The organism is Pseudonocardia benzenivorans CB1190, from assembly GCF_000196675.2.
Classification (GTDB): Bacteria; Actinomycetota; Actinomycetes; order Mycobacteriales; family Pseudonocardiaceae; genus Pseudonocardia; species Pseudonocardia benzenivorans.
In genome coordinates this window covers 1852607-1872137 of record NC_015312.1, presented here as the reverse complement: position 1 = coordinate 1872137, position 19531 = coordinate 1852607, and the positions used below count along the sequence as shown (strand labels likewise).

Below are 19531 nucleotides of genomic sequence, written 5' to 3'. Positions count from 1 at the left end.
GGCGGGTCACGCGGCGACTGCGGTGTCCCCCGCCGGGCCCGGCGCCGCACCGGCACGCTCCCCGTCGACACCCTCACGGTCGGCGCGTCCCTCGCCGGCGCGCTCCTCACCGGCGCTCTCCTCACCGGCGCTCTCCTCACCGGCGCTCTCCTCACCGGCGCTCTCCCCACCAGCGCTCTCCTCACCGGCGCTCTCCTCGACGCGCTCCCCGGCTGCGGGGACGGCCCGCTGCGGGCGGACGCGCGCGCCGGTCACCGCCTGCCGGGCCTGCGCCGCCAGCGTGCGCCGGTCCGCACCCGGGCCCGGGCGCAGTACCGGGTGCAGCGTGAGCTCGCAGACCAGGCCGTCGAGGGCGAGGACGCGGCGCAACGAGGCGGCGAGCGTCTCGTCGCCGACGAACGCCGCGGCGGTCGTCGGACGGCCGTCGGCCGCCCGCAGGTCGAGCGTGACGGGCCGGACCGGTGCCCCGGAGTCCACCGCGGCCTGGAACACCGCGCGCCGGAACGGGCCCGCGGCCGAGCCGCACCAGGTCGTCCCCTCGGGGAAGACGCCGACGACGGCACCCGCGCGCAGGGCCGCGGCCGTCTCGGCGACGACCCCGGGCAACGCCCGCAGCCCCGTCCGGTCGACGAACAGCGCGCCGCTGCGCGCCGCGACCCGTCCGACGACGGGCCAGTCGCCGACCTCGCGCTTCGCGACCATCCGGACCGGCTGCACCGCACCGAGGGCGAGCACGTCGATCCACGACAGGTGGTTGGCCACGACGAGCACACCGCCCTCGTCCGCGAACGAGGAGCCGCCGATGACCCGCAGCCGGATGCCGGCCGCACCCAGCACGGCGCGGAAGACGTGGCGCATCGCGACGCCGGTGGCGCGGCGACCGAACGGCGCGACCAGCGGGAGCGTGAGTACCGCCGCGCCGACGACGGTGAGCAGCGCGGCGGCGCGGCGGGCGGAGCGCAGCCGTGCGGGCCGGGCCGGCGGTGGCAGACAGTCCGGCCCGCACGGCGAGTACGGAGGCCAGGGGCCGGCGTCGCGCTCGGTGGCGCGCGGCACCCCGGGGTGGGTCGGGTGCTGGACGACGTGCGGGACGTGCGCACCAGGGACATGGGCGACAGCGGCGACGCCCATGTCCCGCGGACGACGATCACCACCGCGGGCCGGGGCGGCAGGAGCCCCTGTCGGCGGCACGGCCGGCGTGCTCACGCGATGGCGCCGAGGAAGTAGCGCAGGTAGCGCTGGTCGAGGCGCTGCACGTCGAGCAGCACGAAGAAGTCGGCGCAGCGGAAGTCGGGGTCGTGGGCGGGCGGGCCGCCGATCCAGGTGCCCAACCGAAGGTAGCCGCGCAGCAGCGGCGGCATCGCGAGCCTGCCCGACCGCACGACGGGTCCCGGCCGCCACGGGTTGTGCGGCGCGACGCGGTAGAGGTCCGGCGCGAGGTGCGTGGCCTTGACCCGCTCCCAGACGCCCGCGGCGAGCGCGCCGTCGGCACCGTCCTCGCCGTCGAGGGGCACGCTGGCGCAGCCGGCGAGCCAGCGGTTGCCCGACAGCAGCATGTAGCGGGCCAGGCCGGCCCACACCAGGCTGACCACGGCACCGTTGCGGTGGTCGGGGTGCACACAGGAGCGGCCCGTCTCGACCAGCTCGGGGCGCAGCCCGTCGAGGGAGGTGAGGTCGAACTCGCCGTCGGCGTAGAGCGCACCGGCCTCGCGGGCGCGAGCGGGCGGCAGCATCCGGTAGGTGCCGACGACGCGGCCCGTCGCGTCCTCGCGGACGACGAGGTGGTCGCAGAACTCGTCGAACCGGTCGACGTCCAGGCCCGGCACGCGGCTGTGCAGGGTGGCACCCAGCTCGTCGCCGAACACGTCGTGGCGCAGCCGCTGGGCCGCGCGCACCTCGTCGGCGTCGGTGGTCAGCAGCAGCGAGTAGCGGCCGGCCGGGGTCTCGGGGGTGGTGCCCAGCACCCGAGAGGAGATCGAGGAGGTCACGCCCCATTTGGTACGGGTCGCAGACGAACGTACGATCCGTGCCGCGGCGGCCGTCGGGTGGCGACCGGGTGAACTCCCCCGGACGGACCCCGCGCTGCGCGCCCCAGCCCGCCCCGGCCCGGCCCGATTGCAGGAACGGCACTTTCCCGCCGCCCAGTTGCGGGAAAGTGCCGTTCCTGCACGAAAGAGCCGCCAGCGGCCCGAGCAGCACGACGCCCCCGGTCCGCAAGGGCCGGGGGCGTCGTCGGAGACGTCAGGACTTGCGCTTGACGATCTCCTCCTGCAGCTGCGGCGCAACCTTGAACAGGTCGCCCACGACCCCGAAGTCGGCGATCTCGAAGATGGGCGCCTCGGCGTCCTTGTTGACCGCGATGATCGTCTTGGACGTCTGCATGCCGGCGCGGTGCTGGATCGCGCCGGAGATGCCGAGCGCGATGTAGAGCTGCGGCGAGACCGTCTTGCCCGTCTGCCCGACCTGGAACTGGTGCGGGTAGTAGCCGGAGTCGACGGCCGCGCGCGAGGCGCCGACCGCGGCGCCGAGGGAGTCGGCGAGCTTCTCGACGATCTCGAAGTTCTCCGCCGACCCGACACCACGCCCACCGGAGACGACGACGCTCGCCTCGGTGAGCTCCGGACGGTCGCCACCGGCCAGCGGCTCGCGCGCGGTCACCGTCGCGGACCGGCCCGCTGCGGCCGGGACCTCGACGCTCTCCTCGGCACCGGCGCCGTCGGCCTGCTCGACCTCGACCGAACCGGGCCGCAGCGTGATCACCGGGTGCGCGGTGTTGGCCTTCGCCTCGGCGATGTAGGCACCGCCGAACACCGAGTGCGTGACGCCCTCGGGCGAGACCGCGACGGCGTCGCCCAGCAGCGCGGAGTCGGTGCGGACGGCGAGCCGCCCTGCGATCTCCTTGCCGTCCGCGCTCACCGAGATCAGCACGGCCGCCGGGTTCGTGGACTCGACGAGCGAGGCCAGCACGGACACCTGCGGGGTCAGGAAGTCGGTGGAGTCGGTCTCCGCGACGTAGATCTTCGCGGCGCCGTGCGCCTTGAGCCCGTCGGCCAGCTTGCCCGCGGTGCCCGCCGGGCCGACGACGACCGCCGACGGCTCGCCGAGCGCGCGGGCCGCCGTCAGCAGCTCGTAGGTGCTCTTCTTGTTCTCACCCTCGACGTGGTCGACGAGGACCAGGACCTCGGCCATGGTGGATTCTCCTTCTCGTCGGTGGGGTCAGACCAGCTTCTGCGCGACCAGGTAGGCGGCGATCTTCGCGCCGCCGTCGCCCTCGTCCTCGATCTTCTCGCCCGCGCTCTTCGGCGGCTTGGGCTGCGAGCTCGTGACCGTGGACAGCGCGTTGGCCAGCCCGACCTCCGACGCGTCGATCCCGGCGTCGGCCAGCGACAGCGTCGCGACGGGCTTCTTCTTGGCGGCCATGATCCCCTTGAAGGAGGGGTACCGCGGCTCGTTGATCTTCTCGTTGACCGAGACCAGTGCGGGCAGCTCGGCGGTCAGCTTGGTGACGCCGTCGTCGGTCTCGCGGGTGACGCTGACGCTGCCGCCCTCGACCGTGACCTCGCGCGCGTGGGTGAGCGCCGGGACGCCCAGGATGTCGGCGACCATGGCGGGCACGGCGCCGGCGCGGCCGTCGGAGGCCTCGTTGCCGGCCAGCACCAGGTCGAAGCCGCCGTCGACGGTCCCGATCAGCTTGGCCAGCGCCTTGGAGGTCTGGACCGCGCAGGAGCCGTGCAGCGCGGCGTCGGACAGGTGCACGGCCTTGTCGGCGCCCATGGACAGCGCCTTGCGGATCGCGTCGGTCGCCCCGTCCGGGCCCATCGTCACGACGGTCACCTCGGTGCCGTCGTTGGCCTCCTTGAGCTGCAGGGCGGCCTCGACGGCGCGCTCGTTGATCTCGTCCAGCACGGAGTCGGTGGCCTCGCGGTCCAGCGTGCCGTCCGAGCCGTCGAGCTTGCGTTCGGAGTAGGTGTCGGGCACCTGCTTGATCAGCACGACGATGTTCATCGGACCTCTTCGACCTCCTGCCGGTGCGGGAGCCGCGCCCGTCCGGTGCGCGACCCGTGTCTCGGAAATGCTGCTCGGACGGTCCGCCCGCCCGGTCGCCACCCTGCCCGCCATGGTCGGAGAGCGTGTCGGCGGTGCCCGCGGACCCTCGTCGCGAACGTCCGCGGTGTGTCCCGGATGGTTCCGCCGCGAACCGTCGATCCCTGCGGCCATTGTCGTCGCGGGTCCGGGGCGCGGCAAACGATCGCCGGGGTGAGAACCCTCACCAATCAGTTCAACATTTCAGCTTTCACAGCGGTTAGACGGTTCTCACGTTCGGTGCTGTGCGCGGGCGCGCCGCACCGCTCGGCGGTAGAACGGACACCGCCGCCGGGCCGTTCCGGCGACGGGCAGGGGGTGCCGAGGTGCTGGTCACCGGATACGACGACCGCACGGGTTGCGGGTACGTCCTGCGCACGGGATCGGACACGGCCGAGGGCGCCGACTGCACGCCCGTGACCAGCGGCGGGCTCACCGTCCTGGCGACGCCGGAGCTCGCGGCCATGCTGCGCGACGCGCTCGCGAACCGGCCCGTGGCGCTGCTGAGCTGGACGGGCCCCGAGGTGCCGCTCGACCTCACCGACGGGGTGCTGCTCGGCTGGCTGACCCACACCGTCGGCGGGATCGTGACCGTCGCGGGCGCGCCCACCGGCTGACCGTTCCCGGCGGCCTGGAGGATCCTCCGAACCGGGGTCCTCCGGGACCCGTCGGCTTCGTCGTTTCGACGGGTGGTCGCTGCCGTCGGGCGGCCGTCATCGTGGGTCGCGTCACAGCCGACGACCCCTGCGAGGTGCCAGGTGCGCGCCCGTCCTCCCACTCCGACACCACGCCGACGCCATCCCGTCGACGAGGTGCTCCCCCCGGCGAAGCTCGCCGTCTACGGCTTCCAGCACGTGCTCGCCTTCTACGCCGGCGCGGTCATCGTGCCGATCCTGCTGGCCGGGGCCATCGGGTTGAACGAGCGCGAACTCATCCACCTCATCAACGCCGACCTGTTCACCTGCGGCATCGCCTCGATCATCCAGTCCGTCGGGTTCTGGAAGGTCGGTGTGCGGCTACCGCTGCTGCAGGGCGTGACGTTCACGGCCGTGTCGCCGATGATCGCCATCGGGATGGCCGCGGGCGGGGGCACCGACGGCCTGCTCGTCATCTACGGCTCGGTGATCGTCGCGGGGCTGTTCACCCTCCTGATCGCGCCCGTGTTCGGCAAGCTCATCCGCTTCTTCCCGCCGGTGGTCACCGGGTCGGTCATCACGATCATCGGGCTGGCGCTGCTGCCCGTGGCCGCGGCCGACGCCGTCGGCGGTGCCGACAACCCGCACCCCGAGGACTGGCACAACCTCGCGTTCGCGCTGGGCACGCTCGCGCTGATCGTCGTCATCCAGCGGGTCTTCCGCGGGTTCATGGCCACCGTCGCCGTCCTGATCGGGCTGGTCGCCGGCACGCTCGTCGCGTGGGCCACCGGCTTCGCGACGTTCTCCGCCGTCGGCGAGTCGGCCTGGTTCGGCGTCACCACGCCGTTCTTCTTCGGAATCCCGAAGTTCGGCCTCGCCGCCATCGTCTCGATGATCGTCGTCATGCTCATCACCGCCGTCGAGACCACCGGCGACGTGTTCGCGACCGGCGAGATCGTCGACAAGCGCGTCGGGAAGTCCGACATCGCTCGTGCGCTGCGTGCCGACGGGCTCGCCACCACCATCGGCGGCATCTTCAACTCGTTCCCCTACACCTGCTTCGCCGAGAACGTCGGCCTCGTCCGGTTGACCAGGGTGAAGAGCCGCTACGTGGTCGCCACTGCCGGAGCGATCATGATCGTCATCGGGCTGGTTCCGAAGACGGGCGCGATCGTCGCGGGGATCCCGCACCCGGTGCTCGGCGGCGCCGCGCTCGCGATGTTCGCCACCGTCGCCGTCGTCGGCTTCCAGACGCTCTCGCGCGTCGACTTCCACGACCACCGCAACGTCGTCATCGTCGCCTCCAGCGTCGGCCTGGCGATGTTCGTGACGGCCCAGCCCGACGTCGCCAAGGCGCTGCCCGAGTGGGCACAGGTCGTGTTCGGCTCCGGCATCACGCTCGGCAGCATCACCGCGATCGTGCTGAACATCGTGTTCCACCACATCGGACGCGGCCGCGGCCCGGCCGTAGCGGGCTCGCCCGGCGAGGGCACGGTCCGGTTGGAACAGGTCAACGGGATGAGCCGGGAGGAGTTCGTCGCGACGTTCGGGCGGCTGTTCCAGGGCGAGACCGCCGTCGTCGGGCACGCCTACGACCGCAGGCCCTTCGCCGACACGGACGCGCTGCGCACCGCCTTCCAGGAGGCGCTGTTCGCCGCGCCGCGCGACGAGCAGCGGGCGCTGATGGCGGAGTACCCGGACCTGGGCGGGCTCGACATCGGCGAGGACTCCGAGCGCGACCAGTCCGCCGCGGGTCTCACCCGGCTCGCCGACGAGGACCAGCAGGAGTTCGAGGCGCTCGCCGCGACCTACCGGGAGCGGTTCGGCATCCCGCTCATCGTCTGCGTCCGCGACGCGCACAACCGCGATCACATCCTTCGCGACGGTGCGCTGCGGCTCACCAACTCCCCCGCGCAGGAGCACGCGGCGGCGCTCATCGAGATCGCGAAGGTGGCCAACCACCGCTTCGCCGACCTCGTCGCCGACGCCAACCCGATCCACACCGCGCGGACGTCGTGGACGAAGAGCGCTCGATGACACTGCAGCAGTTCAACGCCCTTCCCGCCGCGGAGGCCGAGCGCGCGCTGCTGGCGTGCTGCTCGGCCCCCCGGTGGGCCCGGGTCGTCGCCGCCCGACGGCCCTTCCCCTCGGTCGAGGCCCTGCAGGCCGCCGCGGCGGAGGCGTTGCGCGACAGCGACCTCGACGACGCGCTCGAGGGACACCCGCGCATCGGGGACCGGGTCGCCGAGGGCGCCTCGGCGCGCGAGCAGGCGGGGGTGGCCGGTGCGCCGCTGGACGTCCTCGACGCCCTCGCCAGGGGCAACCGCGCCTACGAGGCCCGCTTCGGGTACGTCTACCTCGTCTGCGCCAGCGGGCGCAGCGCCGAGGACCTGCTGGCGACGCTGCAGGCCCGGCTGGCCAACGACCCGGCGACCGAGCGCAAGGTCGCCCTCGAGGAGCTCACCGGGATCAACCGGCTGCGCATCGCCCGGCTGGTGAGGTCGTCGTGAGCCTCTCGACGCACGTGCTCGACGCCGCGACCGGCTCGCCCGCCGCCGGGATGCGGGTGTCGCTGGAGGGCGTGGGCTCCGCCGTCACCGACGACGACGGCCGGGCCCGATTCGCCGACCTGCCGGCCCCCGGCACGTGGCGGCTGGTCTTCGACACCGGTGCCTGGTTCGGCGACCGGCCCCACTTCCACCCCGAGGTGGTCGTGACGTTCACGGTGACCGATCCCGCGGCACACCTGCACGTGCCGCTCCTGTTGTCCCCCTTCGCCTATTCCACCTACCGCGGGAGCTGAACCCGATGACCACCACGTCGACGATCACGCTGGGCGCCAACCAGTACGGCAAGGCCGAGAACCGCGTCGTGCGCATCTACCGCGACAGCCCCCGGCACGAGATCCGTGACGTCACGGTGTCGACGGCGCTGCGCGGCGACTTCACCGCCGCCCACCTCGAGGGCGACCAGGCGCAGGTGCTGCCGACCGACACCCAGAAGAACACCTGCTACGCCTACGCCAAGGAGAAGGGCCTGCGCGAGATCGAGACCTACGGCCTCGACCTGGCCCGGCACTTCGTCGCCGACGTCGAGCCGGTGACCGGGGCCAGCGTGGCGGTGGACGAGCTGTTCTGGGACCGCGTGGAGGTCGGCGGCCAGGGCCACGACCACACCTGGGTCCGGCGCGGCCCCGAGGTGCGCACGACGGTCGTGACCGTCGACGGGAGCGGCGAGCAGGTCGTCTCCGGGCTCCGGGACCTGGTGCTGCTCAAGTCGACCGGCTCGGAGTTCGCCGGCTTCCTCACCGACGGGTACACCACGCTGGCCGAGACCCACGACCGGATCATGTCCACCTCGCTCGTCGCGACGTGGCGCTACGCGACGACCGAGCTCGACTGGGACAAGACGTGGTCGGACGTGCGGCGCATCCTGCTCGAGCAGTTCGCCGTCGTGCACTCCAAGGCGCTGCAGCAGACGTTGTGGGAGATGGGCCGCGCCGCGCTGGAGGCCCACCCCGAGGTCGCCGAGATCTCGCTGTCGGCACCGAACAAGCACCACTTCGTCGTGGACCTGTCGCCGTTCGGCCTGGACAACCCCAACGAGGTCTTCTACGCGGCCGACCGGCCGTATGGCTTGATCGAGGCCACGGTCACGCGTTCCTGACGCCCTGCCCGGCCGCGCCCCTGTGAGTGGCAATGGTCGCCATAGCGACCATTGCCACGCACGGGCGCCGGCCGGACGCCGCCGTACTCACCTGTCCGGCGGAGCCCGACGCCACGGACGGAGCAGGACCGTTCGGCAACGAGCGGTGAGTTCGCGACACGCCGCCGTCCGCCGTAACGTGCGCATATCGCGCGCCGACCCCCACATCAGCCCTCCGGCGCGACGACGCGCCGCGGGCGGAAAGGGGATCGGTCGTGGGGGGACGTCCGAGTGCCACCGGCAGACCCGGCCGGGTCGTGTCCGCGGCGTTCGCGGCGGCGGCGGTCGCCGGGCTCGTCGTGGGGCGGTCGGTCGGCGCCGCCCGGACCCGCCGGCGCGTTCCGCAGCTGGGCGCGCTGCTCGACCACTCCCGCCGCATCGACCTGACGACCGGCCTGGTCTGCGACGCCGCCGGGCACCCACGGGCGCTCGTCGAGCTCGACGGCACCGTCCGGGACCGGGCCGGGCGCCAGGTGGGCGTCTACGACGACGCCTCGGCGACCTTCCGCGACCATGCCGACCGGGTCGTCGCGACCGTCGACGAGGCGGGCCGCATCCGCCCGGCCCGCCGCCGCGGCGTCTGACCGCGGCCCGGGGTCCGTCCCGCCGGCAGCACACCGCGCGGGCGCCGCGCCCCTCGGGTCAGCGCGCGCGCAGCGCGAGCCAGACGTCGACGCGGTCGGCCAGGGTCGAGAGGTCGCGCGCCGTCAGCTCCTCGACCCGCCCGATGCGGTAGCGCACGGTGTTGACGTGCAGGTGCAGCCGCTCGGCGGTGCGGCTCCACGATCCCGAGCACTCCAGGAACGCCTCGAGCGTCCCGACGAGCCCGGCACCGGTGCGCTCGTCGTAGGCCAGGACCGGGTCGAGGACGCTCGCGGCGAAGGCCCGGCGCACCTCGTCCGGGACGGCCGCGAGCAGCGCGACGTGCGAGGTCACCTCGGCCGCGGCGACGACGTGCAGCGTCCCCGGCCTGCCGTGCGCGAGCTCGCGGGCGTGCTGGGCCTCACGCAGGGCGCCGGCCAGCGTGCCGGGGTCGGCGGGACGGCTCGTCCCGACGAGCAGCGTGCCGGGCAGCCCGGGACCGAGCCGCTGCAGCGCGGCGTCGACGGCGTCGACCGGACCGGGGAGCAGCGCGACGGCGGTCCCGTCGCTCACCCCGACCACGGGCGCGTCGCCGGCCTCGGCGGTCCCGACGTCGAGCAGGATCGTCCGCGCGGTCTCGGCCAGGTCCGGCCGGCCGGCGAACCCGGCGACGACGACGCTCAGCGCGCCCGTGGCCCGCAGCCCGGCCTGCCGCAGCCGGACCGCCGTCTCGGGCCGGTCGTGCGCGCCTCCCGCCAGCAGCGCGACGGCGTCGTCGGCGATCGCCGACGCGACGCGCTGTCCCTCCCCGCGCCGCGCCCGGTCGAGCGCCGCGATCGCCACCAGCTCACCGACGGCGTCGGCGACCTCGGACTCCCACTCGTCGAACCGCCCGTCGGCGACCACGAACCACGAGGTCACCCGCGCCCCGGCCCCTGGCCCTACCAGCAGGACCGAGCACCCCGCCCCGACGCGGGCGGGCAGCCGCTGCGCGGTCAGGAAGGTGGCGACCAGGCGGTCGCGCAGGTCGTCGGACAAGGGCGGTCCGGCGATCCGCCGTCCGCTCGCCGAGAGCACCCGGCAGCCGACGCCCGTCGCCGCCGAGACCTGCGCGACCAGCTCGTCGAGCCCCGCCCCGCTCGCGACGGCGCTCAGCAGCTCGCGCTGGCGGCCCAGGGTGTGCGCGAGCCGGTCGCCCCTGGCCGCGGTGACGGCGCCGACGACGATCTCGGTCACCGTCCCGAACGACGTCTCCTCCGGCACCGCGATCAGCGGCACGCCGTGGCGCCGGCAGGCCTGCACGAGGTCGTCGGGGACGGTGTGGAAGACCGCCTCGCCGGCGGCGAGCGCGGCCGCCCCGGACGCGGCGACGGCGGCGACGAACCGCTCGCTGTCGGCGGGGTCGTTGCGCCACACGAGCCCGCTGATGACGAGCTCGCCCCCCGACAGGTAGCGGCCGGGATCGATGAGGTCGGTCGTGTAGACCCACCGGACGCCGCGGTCGAGGTCCACGTCCGACCCGTGGAGCAGCCGCAGGTGCAGCCCGGGGTGCGCGAGCAGGTCACGCAGGAGCATTGGAGGAACGTACAAGACCTCGGCGTGACGCGGGCCACCGATTCGTGGCGGCGGCGACTTATCCGCACGGCCGCGTGCCGGTGTACTCGTCGGCATGGACTTCCTGGCACCGAGCACGTGGGCAGAGGCGCTCGCGGCGAAGGCGGAGCGGCCCGACGCGCTGCCGGTCGCCGGTGGCACCGACGTCATGGTGGAGCTGAACTTCGACCATCGTCGTCCGGACGCGCTGCTGGACCTGACCCGGGTACCGGAGCTGCGCGAGTGGGCCTGGGACGACGGCCGCATCCGGCTCGGCGCGGGCGTCACCTACGCGCGGGTCATCGCCGAGCTGGGCGACCGGCTGCCGGGGCTGGCGATGGCCGCCCGCACCGTCGGCTCGCCGCAGATCCGCAACCGGGGCACCGTCGGCGGCAACCTCGGCGCCGCGTCCCCCGCCGGTGACTCGCACCCGGCGCTGCTGGCCGCCGACGCCGTCGTCGAGATCGCCTCGGCGGCGCGCGGCACCCGGGAGGTGCCGGTCGCGGAGTTCTTCACCGGCGTCAAGCGCAACGCACTCGCGCCCGACGAGCTGATCGCCGCCGTGCTCGTCGCCCCGCCCGCGGGACCGCAGCAGTTCTGCAAGATCGGGACCCGCAACGCGATGGTGATCGCGGTGTCCGCGTTCGGGTTCGCGCTGCACCCGGACCGCAAGGAGGTCGGCACCGGGGTGGGCTCGGCCGCCCCGACCCCGCGCCGGGCCGACGCCGCCGCCGCGTTCCTCGCCGGCGAGCTGGAGGCCGCCGGGCTGTGGGAGTCGCGCGCCGCGCTGCCCGACGGTCTGGCGGCCGAGTTCGGCCGCAGGGTGCGCGACGCGGCCGCCCCGATCGACGACGTGCGCGGCACCGCCGCGTACCGCCTGCACACGCTCTCGGTGATGGCGCGCCGCGCCGCCACCTGGGCCTGGGACGAGCACCGGAGGGCCGCCTGATGCGGATCGAACTGACGGTCAACGGCGAGCGCCGCGAGGCCGACGACGTGTGGGAGGGCGAGAGCCTGCTGTACGCGCTGCGCGAGCGGCTGGGCCTGCCCGGGTCCAAGAACGCCTGCGAGCAGGGCGAATGCGGGTCGTGCACCGTCTACATGGACGGGGTACCGGTGTGCTCGTGCCTCGTCGCGGCGGGCCAGGCGCAGGGCCGCGAGGTCACGACGGTCGAGGGGCTCGCCGGCGACGACGGGCTCGACCCGGTGCAGCAGGCGTTCGTCGAGTGCGGTGCCGTGCAGTGCGGGTTCTGCACGCCGGGCTTCCTCGTCTCCACCCACGACCTGCTGGCGCGCAACCCCTCCCCGAGCGACCCCGAAATCCGGGAGGCGCTCGCGGGGAACCTCTGCCGCTGCACCGGCTACGAGAAGATCCTGGACGCGGTGCGAGCGGCGGCTTCCGCGGGAGCGCAGTCATGATCATCGAGGGTGCCCATGTCGTCACCGTGACCGGTGCCGAGTTCGCCGACGGCCACGTCGTGATCGACGGCAACCGGATCACCGCCGTCGGCCCCGGCCCGGCGCCGGTTCCCGGAGAACGGATCGACGCCCGCGGCTGCCTGCTCACCCCCGGGTTCGTCAACACCCACAACCACCTCTACCAGTGGGTCACCCGCGGCCTGGCCGTCGACGCGACGCTGTTCGAGTGGCTCACCACGCTCTACCCGGTGTGGGCCGGCATCGACGAGCACGCCGTGCACACCGGCGCCACCGGCGCGCTGTCGCAGCTCGCGCTGACCGGCTGCACGACCGCTGCCGACCACCACTACGTCTTCCCCCGCGAGGGCGGCGACGTGCTCGGCGCCGAGATCCGCGCCGCGGCCGACGTCGGGCTGCGCTTCCACGCCACCCGTGGCTCGATGGACCTGGGCCGCAAGGACGGCGGCCTGCCACCCGACCACGTCGTCGAGGACCGCGACGCGATCCTCGCCGCCTCGGAGGAGGCGGTGCGCCGTTGGCACGACCCGTCGCCCGACGCCATGCTGCGGATCGCGCTCGCGCCGTGCTCGCCGTTCTCGGTGACCGGTTCGCTGATGCGCGAATCAGCGGAACTGGCGCGGCGGCTCGGGGTGCTGCTGCACACCCACCTGGCCGAGACCGTCGACGAGGAGGAGTTCTGCCGCGAGCGGTTCGGCTGCTCGCCGCTGGAGTACGTGGAGAGCCTCGGCTGGACCGGCGAGGACGTCTGGTTCGCCCACGGCATCCACTTCGACGACGCCGAGGTCAAGAAGGTCGGCGCCACCGGGAGCGGGGTGGCGCACTGCCCCTCGTCCAACGCCCGGCTCGGCGCCGGCATCTGCCGCACCCGCGACCTGCGCGACGCCGGGGCCCGCGTCGGCCTCGGGGTCGACGGCGCCGCCTCGAACGAGGCCGGCAGCCTGCTGGAAGAGGTCCGGCACGCGCTGCTGTTCGCCCGCGCGGTGGGCGGTCCGACCGCACTGACGGTCCGCGACGCGCTGGAGCTGGCGACGATCGGCGGCGCCTCCGTGCTCGGCCGACAGCGGGAGATCGGCTCCGTCGAGCCCGGCAAGCTCGCCGACCTCGCACTCTGGCGCATCGACGGCCTCGGCCACGCCGACGTCGCCGACCCCGTCGCGGCGCTGGTCCTCGGTGCGCCGCCGCCGCTGGAGCTGCTGCTCGTCGACGGGCGGCCGGTCGTCGAGCGCGACCGCGTCGTCACCGTCGACACCTCCGCCGTCGCGCGCGAGTGCGCCGCCGTACACGAGACCCTGTTGGAGAAGGCGTCATGACCTCGACCGAGACCCGCAACGTCGGGAAGATCGGCGACTCCCCGCTGCGTCCCGACGGCACGCTCAAGGTCACCGGCGAGTTCGCGTACTCGTCCGACCTGTGGCACGACGACATGTGCTGGGGCGTCACGCTGCGCAGCCCGCACCCGCACGCCCGCATCCACTCCATCGACGTCAGCGCCGCCCTGGCGACCCCCGGCGTCTACGCGGTGCTCACCCATGCGGACGTCCCGGGTCTGAACCGCGTCGGGCTCGAGCACCTCGACCAGCCCGCGCTCGCCGAGGACGTCGTCCGCTACCAGGGCGAACCCGTCGCCCTCGTCGCCGCCGACCATCCCGAGACGGCCCGGCGCGCCGCCAAGCGGATCGTCGTCGACTACGAGGAGCTGCCCGCGCTGACCGACCCGCGCCGGGCGCTGGACGACGACGCCCCGCTCGTCCAGCCCGGCGGGAACCTGGTGCGCGAGCTGGCGATCCGCCGCGGCGACCCCGCCCCGACGGCACCGGTCGTCGTCGCACTGGACTTCGAGGTCGGCATGCAGGACCAGGCCTTCCTGGGTCCGGAGTCCGGGCTCGCGGTGCCCGACGGCGAGGGCGGGCTCGACCTCTACGTCGCGACGCAGTGGCTGCACGTCGACCAGCAGCAGGTGTGCCGGGTGCTCGACCTGCCGCCCGACCGGGCGCGGCTGCACCTGGCCGGCGTCGGCGGCGCGTTCGGCGGTCGCGAGGACCTGTCGATGCACGTCCACGCCTGCCTGCTCGCGATGCACACCGGCAAGCCCGTGAAGATGAGCTACTCGCGCGAGGAGTCGTTCTTCGGTCACGTGCACCGCCACCCCGCGTGGCTGCGCTACGAGTTCGGCGCCACGGAGGGGGGCCGGCTGATCTACGCCAAGGCCGACATCCTGTTCGACGGCGGCGCCTATGCCTCGTCGACGACGGCGGTCGTCGGCAACGGCGGAACACTGGGCCTGGGCCCGTACGACATCCCGTCGGTGCACGTCGACGCGCGCGGCGTCTACACGAACAACCCGCCGTGCGGGGCCATGCGCGGCTTCGGGTGTGTTCAGGCCGCCTTCGCCCACGAGGCGCTGATGGACGAGCTCGCCGAGCGGGTCGGCGTCGACCCCGTGGAGATCCGGGCGCTCAACGGCATGCGCGAGGGCGACCGCAACATCACCGGCCAGCTCATCGACTCGGCCGCGCCCGTCGCGGAGCTGATCCGCACCGTGCGCGACCTGCCGCTGCCCCCGCCTCCGGACGACCGGCCCGACATCCGCGACCTGCCCGGCGGCGCGTCCAACACCACGCACGGTGAGGGCGTCGTCCGCGGGATCGGGTACGCCGTCACGTACAAGAACGTCGGGTTCTCCGAGGGCTTCGACGACTACTCGACCGCCCGGGTCCGGCTGGAGATCGTCGGTGGCGAGCCCGTCGCGACGGTGCACACCGCCGCCGCCGAGGTCGGGCAGGGCCTGATCACCGTCGAGCAGCAGATCTGCCGCACCGAGCTGGGCGTCGACCGGGTCGTGGTGCACCCCAAGAACACGATGGTCGGCTCCGGGGGCTCCACGTCCGCGTCCCGCCAGACCTACGTGACCGGCGGCGCCGTCAAGGCGGCCTGCGAGGCGGTCCGGGAGTCGGTGCTCGCCCTGTCCGCGCGGCGGCTCGGCGTGAGCGGCCTCCGTCTCGACGGCGACAAGATCGTCTCCGCGTCGGGCGAGGTGCTCGCCGTGCTGGCCGAGGTACTGGCCGACGAGGCCGTCGAGGAGACCGTCGAATGGCACCACCGGCCGACGTATCCGGTCGACCCGGAGACCGGCCAGGGCGACGCCCACGTGCAGTACGCGTTCTCGGCGCACCGGGCGGTCGTGGACGTCGACGTCGAGCTCGGCCTGGTCAAGGTCGTCGCGCTGGACACCGCGCAGGACGTCGGCAGGGCGATCAACCCCGACGCCGTCGTCGGCCAGATCCAGGGCGGTAGCGCCCAGGGCATGGGGCTGGCGCTGATGGAGGAGATCGTCGTGACCGACGGCAAGGTGCGCAACCCGTCGTTCACCGACTACCTGATCCCGACCATCCTCGACATGCCGCCGATGCAGGTGAAGGTCCTGGAGTACGCCGACCCGCACGCGCCCTACGGCGTCCGAGGCGTCGGCGAGCCGCCGACGATCTCGTCGGGCCCGGCGGTGGCGGCGGCGATCCGCGCCGCGACGGGCAAGGCCCTGCGCCGCGTCCCCGTCCGCCCGGAGCACATCACCCTGTGAGTGGCGATGGTCGCTCTCGCGACCATCGCCACTCACGACCCCCTACTCGTTGGAGGCTCGTGTGCCCCGCATGTTCCTGAACGGCACGGCGATGGCCGGCGGCGCCGATCACCACCTGGTCGGCGGCGCCGCGCTCGTGACCGCGACGACGACGGCGAAGCGCTACCGGTTCCACGCCGTCGACGGTGCGTATCCGGCGCTGGAGGACGTCGGCCCGGACCAGGGCGCCGCCGTACAGGGCGAGGTCTACGAGCTCTCCTACGAGCAGCTGCGCGAGGTGCTCCTGCCCGGCGAGCCGGCCGGCCTGGAGCTCGGTGTCATCGAGCTGGCCGACGGCAGCGGGTCGCTCGCGATGATCCTGCGGCGTCCGTGGGACGGCGGGCCCGCGCCGACCGACATCTCCGACCTCGCGAGCTGGCGGGCGTACCGGGAGCAGCAGCCGTGATCGTGCTGCGGGCCCGCCGGGCGCTCGTCGAGGGATCGCTGCGTCCGGCCGCCGTCGTGGTCGACGGTTCGCGGATCGCGGCGGTCCTCCCGTTCTCCGACGCCGTGGCCGCGCAGGAGATCACGCTCGCCGACGACGAGGTGCTGCTGCCCGGGCTCGTCGACACCCACGTGCACGTCAACGAGCCCGGCCGCACCGAGTGGGAGGGCTTCGCGTCGGCGACCCGGGCGGCCGCGGCGGGCGGGGTGACGACGATCGTCGACATGCCGCTGAACTCGTTGCCGCCCACGGTGTCCGTTCCCTTCCTGGCGACGAAGCGAGCCGCGGCGGCCGGGCAGTGTCTCGTCGACGTCGCCTTCTGGGGCGGGGCGATCCCCGGCAACGGGTCCGAGCTGCGCCCGCTCCACGACGCCGGCGTCGTCGGGTTCAAGGCGTTCCTCGTCGACTCCGGGGTACCCGAGTTCCCGCCCCTGCCCGACCCACGACCCGCCCTCCGGGAACTCGCCGCGTTCGACGGCCTGCTCATCGCCCACGCCGAGGACGGCGCGCTCATCACACCCGCCGGGGGGCGGCGCTACGCCGACTTCGTCGCCTCGCGGCCCCGCGCCTCGGAGGACTCCGCGATCGCCGGGCTGCTGGCCGCCGCCCGCGAGACCGGTGCCCGGGTGCACGTCGTGCACCTCTCGTCCGCCGACGCGCTCCCGCTGCTCGCCGCGGCGCGCGCGGACGGGGTGCGCGTCACCGTCGAGACCTGTCCGCACTACCTCGCGCTCACCGCCGAGGAGGTACCCGACGGCGACACCCGCTTCAAGTGCTGCCCGCCGGTGCGCGAGGCCGACAACCGTGACGCGCTGTGGCAGGGGCTCGTCGACGGCACGATCGACATCGTCGTGTCCGACCACTCCCCCTGCACCCCGGACCTGAAGCGCCTCGACTCTTTCGACTCCTTGTGCGGCGATTTCGGCGCTGCCTGGGGCGGTATCGCCTCCCTGCAGATCGGGCTGCCCATCGTGTGGACCGAGGCGCGGGCGCGCGGGATCGACCTTGCCGACGTCGTGACCTGGATGTCCCGGCGCCCCGCGGATCTCGTCGGACTGACGAGCAAGGGCCGGATCGAGCCCGGCGCGGACGCCGACCTCACGGTCTTCGCCCCCGACGCCACCTTCGCCGTCGGGGCACTGCACCACCGCAACCCCGTCACCCCCTACGCGGGCCGCACGCTGCACGGCGTCGTCCGCGCGACCTGGCTGCGCGGCACCGTGATCACCGACGGTGAGGCTCCGCGCGGCCGGCTGCTGAGCAGAGAGGACGCCCGTGTCTGACTTCCGGCTCCTGCCCGACCTGGCCCGCCGCGACGTCGGCGGCGCCGTCGTCTCCGCCAACGACGAGGCCTTCGCGACCCGCGAGAACCTGATCACCCCCGGCCCCGCCGTCTTCGACCCGTCGACGTTCGGACCCAAGGGCAAGGTCTACGACGGCTGGGAGACCCGCCGCCGTCGCGAGCCCGGCCACGACGAGGCCGTCGTCCGCCTCGGGGCGCCCGGCGTCGTGCGCGGGATCGTCGTCGACACCGCGTGGTTCACCGGCAACTACCCGCCCGAGGCCGCCGTCGACGGGCTCGCCGGCGACACCTGGGTCCCGCTCGTCGCCCGCTCGCCGATCAAGGGCGACACCGAGAACGCCTTCGACGTGCAGTGCGACGACCGCATCACCCACGTCCGCCTGCGGATCTTCCCCGACGGCGGCGTGGCGCGGCTGCGCGTCCACGGCGTGGCGAAGCCCGACCCTGCGCTACTGGCGGCGCTCGGGTCGGTGGACCTCGCCGCGATCGAGAACGGCGGCCGCGTGACGGCCTGCTCGAACCTCTTCTACAGCTCGCCGCAGAACCTGCTGCTCCCCGGACCCGCACGCAGCATGGGCGAGGGCTGGGAGACCGCGCGGCGGCGCGACGACGGCAACGACTGGGTCGAGCTGGCCCTCGCCGGGCCGGCCGTCGTGCGGGTCGCCGAGCTGGACACGAGCTGGTTCCTGCACAACGCCCCCGGGTCGGCGTCCCTGCAGGGTCGCCTGTCGGACGCCTCACCCTGGGAGCCGCTGCTGCCGCGCACGCCCCTGGAGCCCGACACCCGGCACCGCTTCGTCCTCCCCGGCGCAGGCCCGGTGACCCAGGTCCGGATGGACGTCTTCCCCGACGGCGGCATGGCCCGCCTGCGGCTGCACGGCTCCTTCGTCCCGCAGGCATAGCCGCGGGTCAGCGTTCACAGGCTTGTGGGTTCACGGGAAACAGGTGCCCGGGGGTGGTGCCGAAGGTCGCGCGGAAGGCCGCGACGTAGGCGCTGGGGGTCTCGTAGCCTGCGATCTCCGACGCCGCTGCGACCGTCGCCCCCTCGGCGATGCGTTCCAGACCGCGCAGCAACATCCGTTGCCGGCGCCAGCGGCCGGGGGTCATGCCGGTCTCGTCGTGGAAACGGCGTTCGAGCGTGCGGACGCCGATCTCCAAGCGGCGCGCGATCACCGCGAGGGTCGCGCCGGCGTCGAGCATCGCCGCTACCTTCACCATCAGCGGGCTCTCCGGTTCCGGGAGGGTGAACGCCGACGGGCCGTCTCCGTGACGCGCGGCCTGCGCCGAGGTGCGGGCGTCGGCAGGTTCGGCACCCGGGACGTCGACGCCGCGGGTGTCCACCGGCAGCTCCGCGAGGATCACGGCGGCCATCGCGGCCTCGACGGGGACACGTTCGTCGAGCATCCCGATGTCGGCGGCCCGGACGATCAGCTCGCGCAGCAGCGGCGAGACCGCGAGGGCGCGGCACTCGCCATAGCCGCCGATGCCGGGTCGCAGGTAGAGGGTGCGCACAGCGCTGCGGCCGGCGAACCGGATCGAGTGCCGGGCCCGTGCCGGCACCCACACCGCCCACGTCGGCGGGGCGAACCATGCTCCCGCCGGGGTGCGGACGGTCATCAACCCGGAGCGGACGTACACGAGCTGGTGCCAGTCGTGGCGGTGCTCGGCGATCTCCTGGCCGTCGAGGTGGTCGCCGACGGCCGACCGGACGACGAGATGCGGCTCAGCTGCGACGGATCGACGTTTCTGCGACATCGGGGGCCGACGGTATCGGCGTTGCGTCGTTCCGTCGGCCGGTTCGGGTCGGCCGGTGCCGAGTGCGAAGCTCGCTCGGGACGGCGGGGATCGCGTCGGAGCCGCGCGGTCGGGTGCGGCTCTCCGGGCGGTCGACGGGTACTGGTCACGGATGACGTGTTCGCCGCGACACGGCGGCACATGTCGCGGAAACGTCGAGCCCGCCGAGTTGGTCGTGCTCGCCGAGCCTGCTGTGCGGCCAACCGTTGCGGCAGCGGCGTGGATCGGCCGATCGCGCGCAACCCCACGGTCGTCCGGCGGCTCCCGGGTTCAGCAGCAGCAGTGAGGTTGCGCGCGGTGCCACACCACGGGTCGGACCGCGCCCCAGCCGCCGA

The 19531-nt window shown here is 73.9% G+C and carries 19 protein-coding genes; 13 read left to right on the top strand and 6 right to left on the bottom strand.

Going from position 1 to position 19531, the window contains the following annotated elements; translation table 11 throughout:
• Window positions 1-6 precede the first annotated feature (6 nt).
• The 4 genes from PSED_RS09015 to PSED_RS09000 all read right to left on the bottom strand — a co-directional run bounded on the left by PSED_RS09015 (window position 7) and on the right by PSED_RS09000 (window position 4005).
• A complete protein-coding gene (locus PSED_RS09015; protein WP_013673940.1) occupies window positions 7-1131 on the bottom strand; it encodes a lysophospholipid acyltransferase family protein in 1125 nt (374 codons plus the stop codon).
• Window positions 1132-1202: 71 nt separating this feature from the next.
• On the bottom strand, window positions 1203-1988 hold the full coding sequence (locus PSED_RS09010; RefSeq protein ID WP_041759436.1) for a GNAT family N-acetyltransferase: 786 nt from the start codon (window positions 1986-1988) through the stop codon (window positions 1203-1205).
• A 253-nt stretch (window positions 1989-2241) separates the two neighbouring features.
• Window positions 2242-3189: an electron transfer flavoprotein subunit alpha/FixB family protein gene (locus tag PSED_RS09005; RefSeq protein WP_013673938.1), complete on the bottom strand. Its 948-nt coding sequence runs from the start codon at window positions 3187-3189 to the stop codon at window positions 2242-2244.
• 27 nt (window positions 3190-3216) lie between these two features.
• Window positions 3217-4005 carry an electron transfer flavoprotein subunit beta/FixA family protein gene (locus PSED_RS09000; protein WP_013673937.1) on the bottom strand — a complete coding sequence of 263 codons (789 nt, stop codon included), beginning with the start codon at window positions 4003-4005 and terminating at the stop codon, window positions 3217-3219.
• Window positions 4006-4409: 404 nt separating this feature from the next.
• Here PSED_RS09000 and PSED_RS08995 point away from each other — a divergent pair, with 404 nt between their 5' ends.
• The 6 genes from PSED_RS08995 to PSED_RS08970 all read left to right on the top strand — a co-directional run bounded on the left by PSED_RS08995 (window position 4410) and on the right by PSED_RS08970 (window position 9007).
• The gene (locus tag PSED_RS08995; protein WP_013673936.1) at window positions 4410-4700 is read left to right on the top strand and encodes a hypothetical protein; all 291 of its coding nucleotides are present in this window, start codon (window positions 4410-4412) and stop codon (window positions 4698-4700) included.
• A 195-nt stretch (window positions 4701-4895) separates the two neighbouring features.
• Entirely contained in the window at window positions 4896-6755 is a 1860-nt protein-coding gene (uraD, locus tag PSED_RS08990) for a 2-oxo-4-hydroxy-4-carboxy-5-ureidoimidazoline decarboxylase (protein WP_013673935.1), read from the top strand.
• Window positions 6752-7228 (top strand): 2-oxo-4-hydroxy-4-carboxy-5-ureidoimidazoline decarboxylase, encoded by a 477-nt coding sequence (gene uraD / locus PSED_RS08985; protein WP_013673934.1) that lies wholly within the window; start codon window positions 6752-6754, stop codon window positions 7226-7228. The genes uraD (PSED_RS08990) and uraD (PSED_RS08985) overlap by 4 nt, the downstream gene beginning before the upstream one ends.
• Complete coding sequence (gene uraH, locus PSED_RS08980; RefSeq protein ID WP_013673933.1) at window positions 7225-7521, top strand: hydroxyisourate hydrolase; 297 nt, start codon at window positions 7225-7227, stop codon at window positions 7519-7521. The genes uraD (PSED_RS08985) and uraH overlap by 4 nt, the downstream gene beginning before the upstream one ends.
• A gap of 5 nt (window positions 7522-7526) precedes the next feature.
• Complete coding sequence (gene pucL, locus PSED_RS08975) at window positions 7527-8384, top strand: factor-independent urate hydroxylase (RefSeq protein WP_013673932.1); 858 nt, start codon at window positions 7527-7529, stop codon at window positions 8382-8384.
• Window positions 8385-8638: 254 nt separating this feature from the next.
• On the top strand, window positions 8639-9007 hold the full coding sequence (locus tag PSED_RS08970; protein WP_013673931.1) for a hypothetical protein: 369 nt from the start codon (window positions 8639-8641) through the stop codon (window positions 9005-9007).
• A 58-nt stretch (window positions 9008-9065) separates the two neighbouring features.
• On the opposite strand, the gene PSED_RS08965 is transcribed toward PSED_RS08970, so the two are convergent.
• Window positions 9066-10580, bottom strand: a complete 1515-nt coding sequence (locus tag PSED_RS08965; protein WP_013673930.1) for a PucR family transcriptional regulator — start codon at window positions 10578-10580, stop codon at window positions 9066-9068.
• A 94-nt stretch (window positions 10581-10674) separates the two neighbouring features.
• Between PSED_RS08965 and PSED_RS08960 the strand changes: the two genes are divergently transcribed.
• The 7 genes from PSED_RS08960 to alc all read left to right on the top strand — a co-directional run bounded on the left by PSED_RS08960 (window position 10675) and on the right by alc (window position 18304).
• Window positions 10675-11547 (top strand): FAD binding domain-containing protein, encoded by an 873-nt coding sequence (locus PSED_RS08960; RefSeq protein ID WP_013673929.1) that lies wholly within the window; start codon window positions 10675-10677, stop codon window positions 11545-11547.
• On the top strand, window positions 11547-12017 hold the full coding sequence (locus PSED_RS08955; protein WP_013673928.1) for a (2Fe-2S)-binding protein: 471 nt from the start codon (window positions 11547-11549) through the stop codon (window positions 12015-12017). Before PSED_RS08960 ends, PSED_RS08955 begins: the two co-directional genes overlap by 1 nt.
• Entirely contained in the window at window positions 12014-13348 is a 1335-nt protein-coding gene (locus tag PSED_RS08950; protein ID WP_013673927.1) for an 8-oxoguanine deaminase, read from the top strand. The genes PSED_RS08955 and PSED_RS08950 overlap by 4 nt, the downstream gene beginning before the upstream one ends.
• Entirely contained in the window at window positions 13345-15615 is a 2271-nt protein-coding gene (gene pucD / locus PSED_RS08945) for a xanthine dehydrogenase subunit D (protein ID WP_013673926.1), read from the top strand. Before PSED_RS08950 ends, pucD begins: the two co-directional genes overlap by 4 nt.
• A gap of 70 nt (window positions 15616-15685) precedes the next feature.
• Window positions 15686-16060 (top strand): allophanate hydrolase-related protein, encoded by a 375-nt coding sequence (locus PSED_RS08940; RefSeq protein ID WP_041759430.1) that lies wholly within the window; start codon window positions 15686-15688, stop codon window positions 16058-16060.
• Window positions 16057-17382 (top strand): allantoinase AllB, encoded by a 1326-nt coding sequence (gene allB / locus PSED_RS08935; protein WP_013673924.1) that lies wholly within the window; start codon window positions 16057-16059, stop codon window positions 17380-17382. The genes PSED_RS08940 and allB overlap by 4 nt, the downstream gene beginning before the upstream one ends.
• A complete protein-coding gene (gene alc / locus PSED_RS08930) occupies window positions 17375-18304 on the top strand; it encodes an allantoicase (RefSeq protein ID WP_013673923.1) in 930 nt (309 codons plus the stop codon). Before allB ends, alc begins: the two co-directional genes overlap by 8 nt.
• A 7-nt stretch (window positions 18305-18311) precedes the next feature.
• Here the strand turns inward: alc and PSED_RS08925 are convergent, their stop codons facing one another.
• Window positions 18312-19157, bottom strand: a complete 846-nt coding sequence (locus PSED_RS08925; RefSeq protein ID WP_013673922.1) for an AraC family transcriptional regulator — start codon at window positions 19155-19157, stop codon at window positions 18312-18314.
• Window positions 19158-19531: the final 374 nt, after the last annotated feature.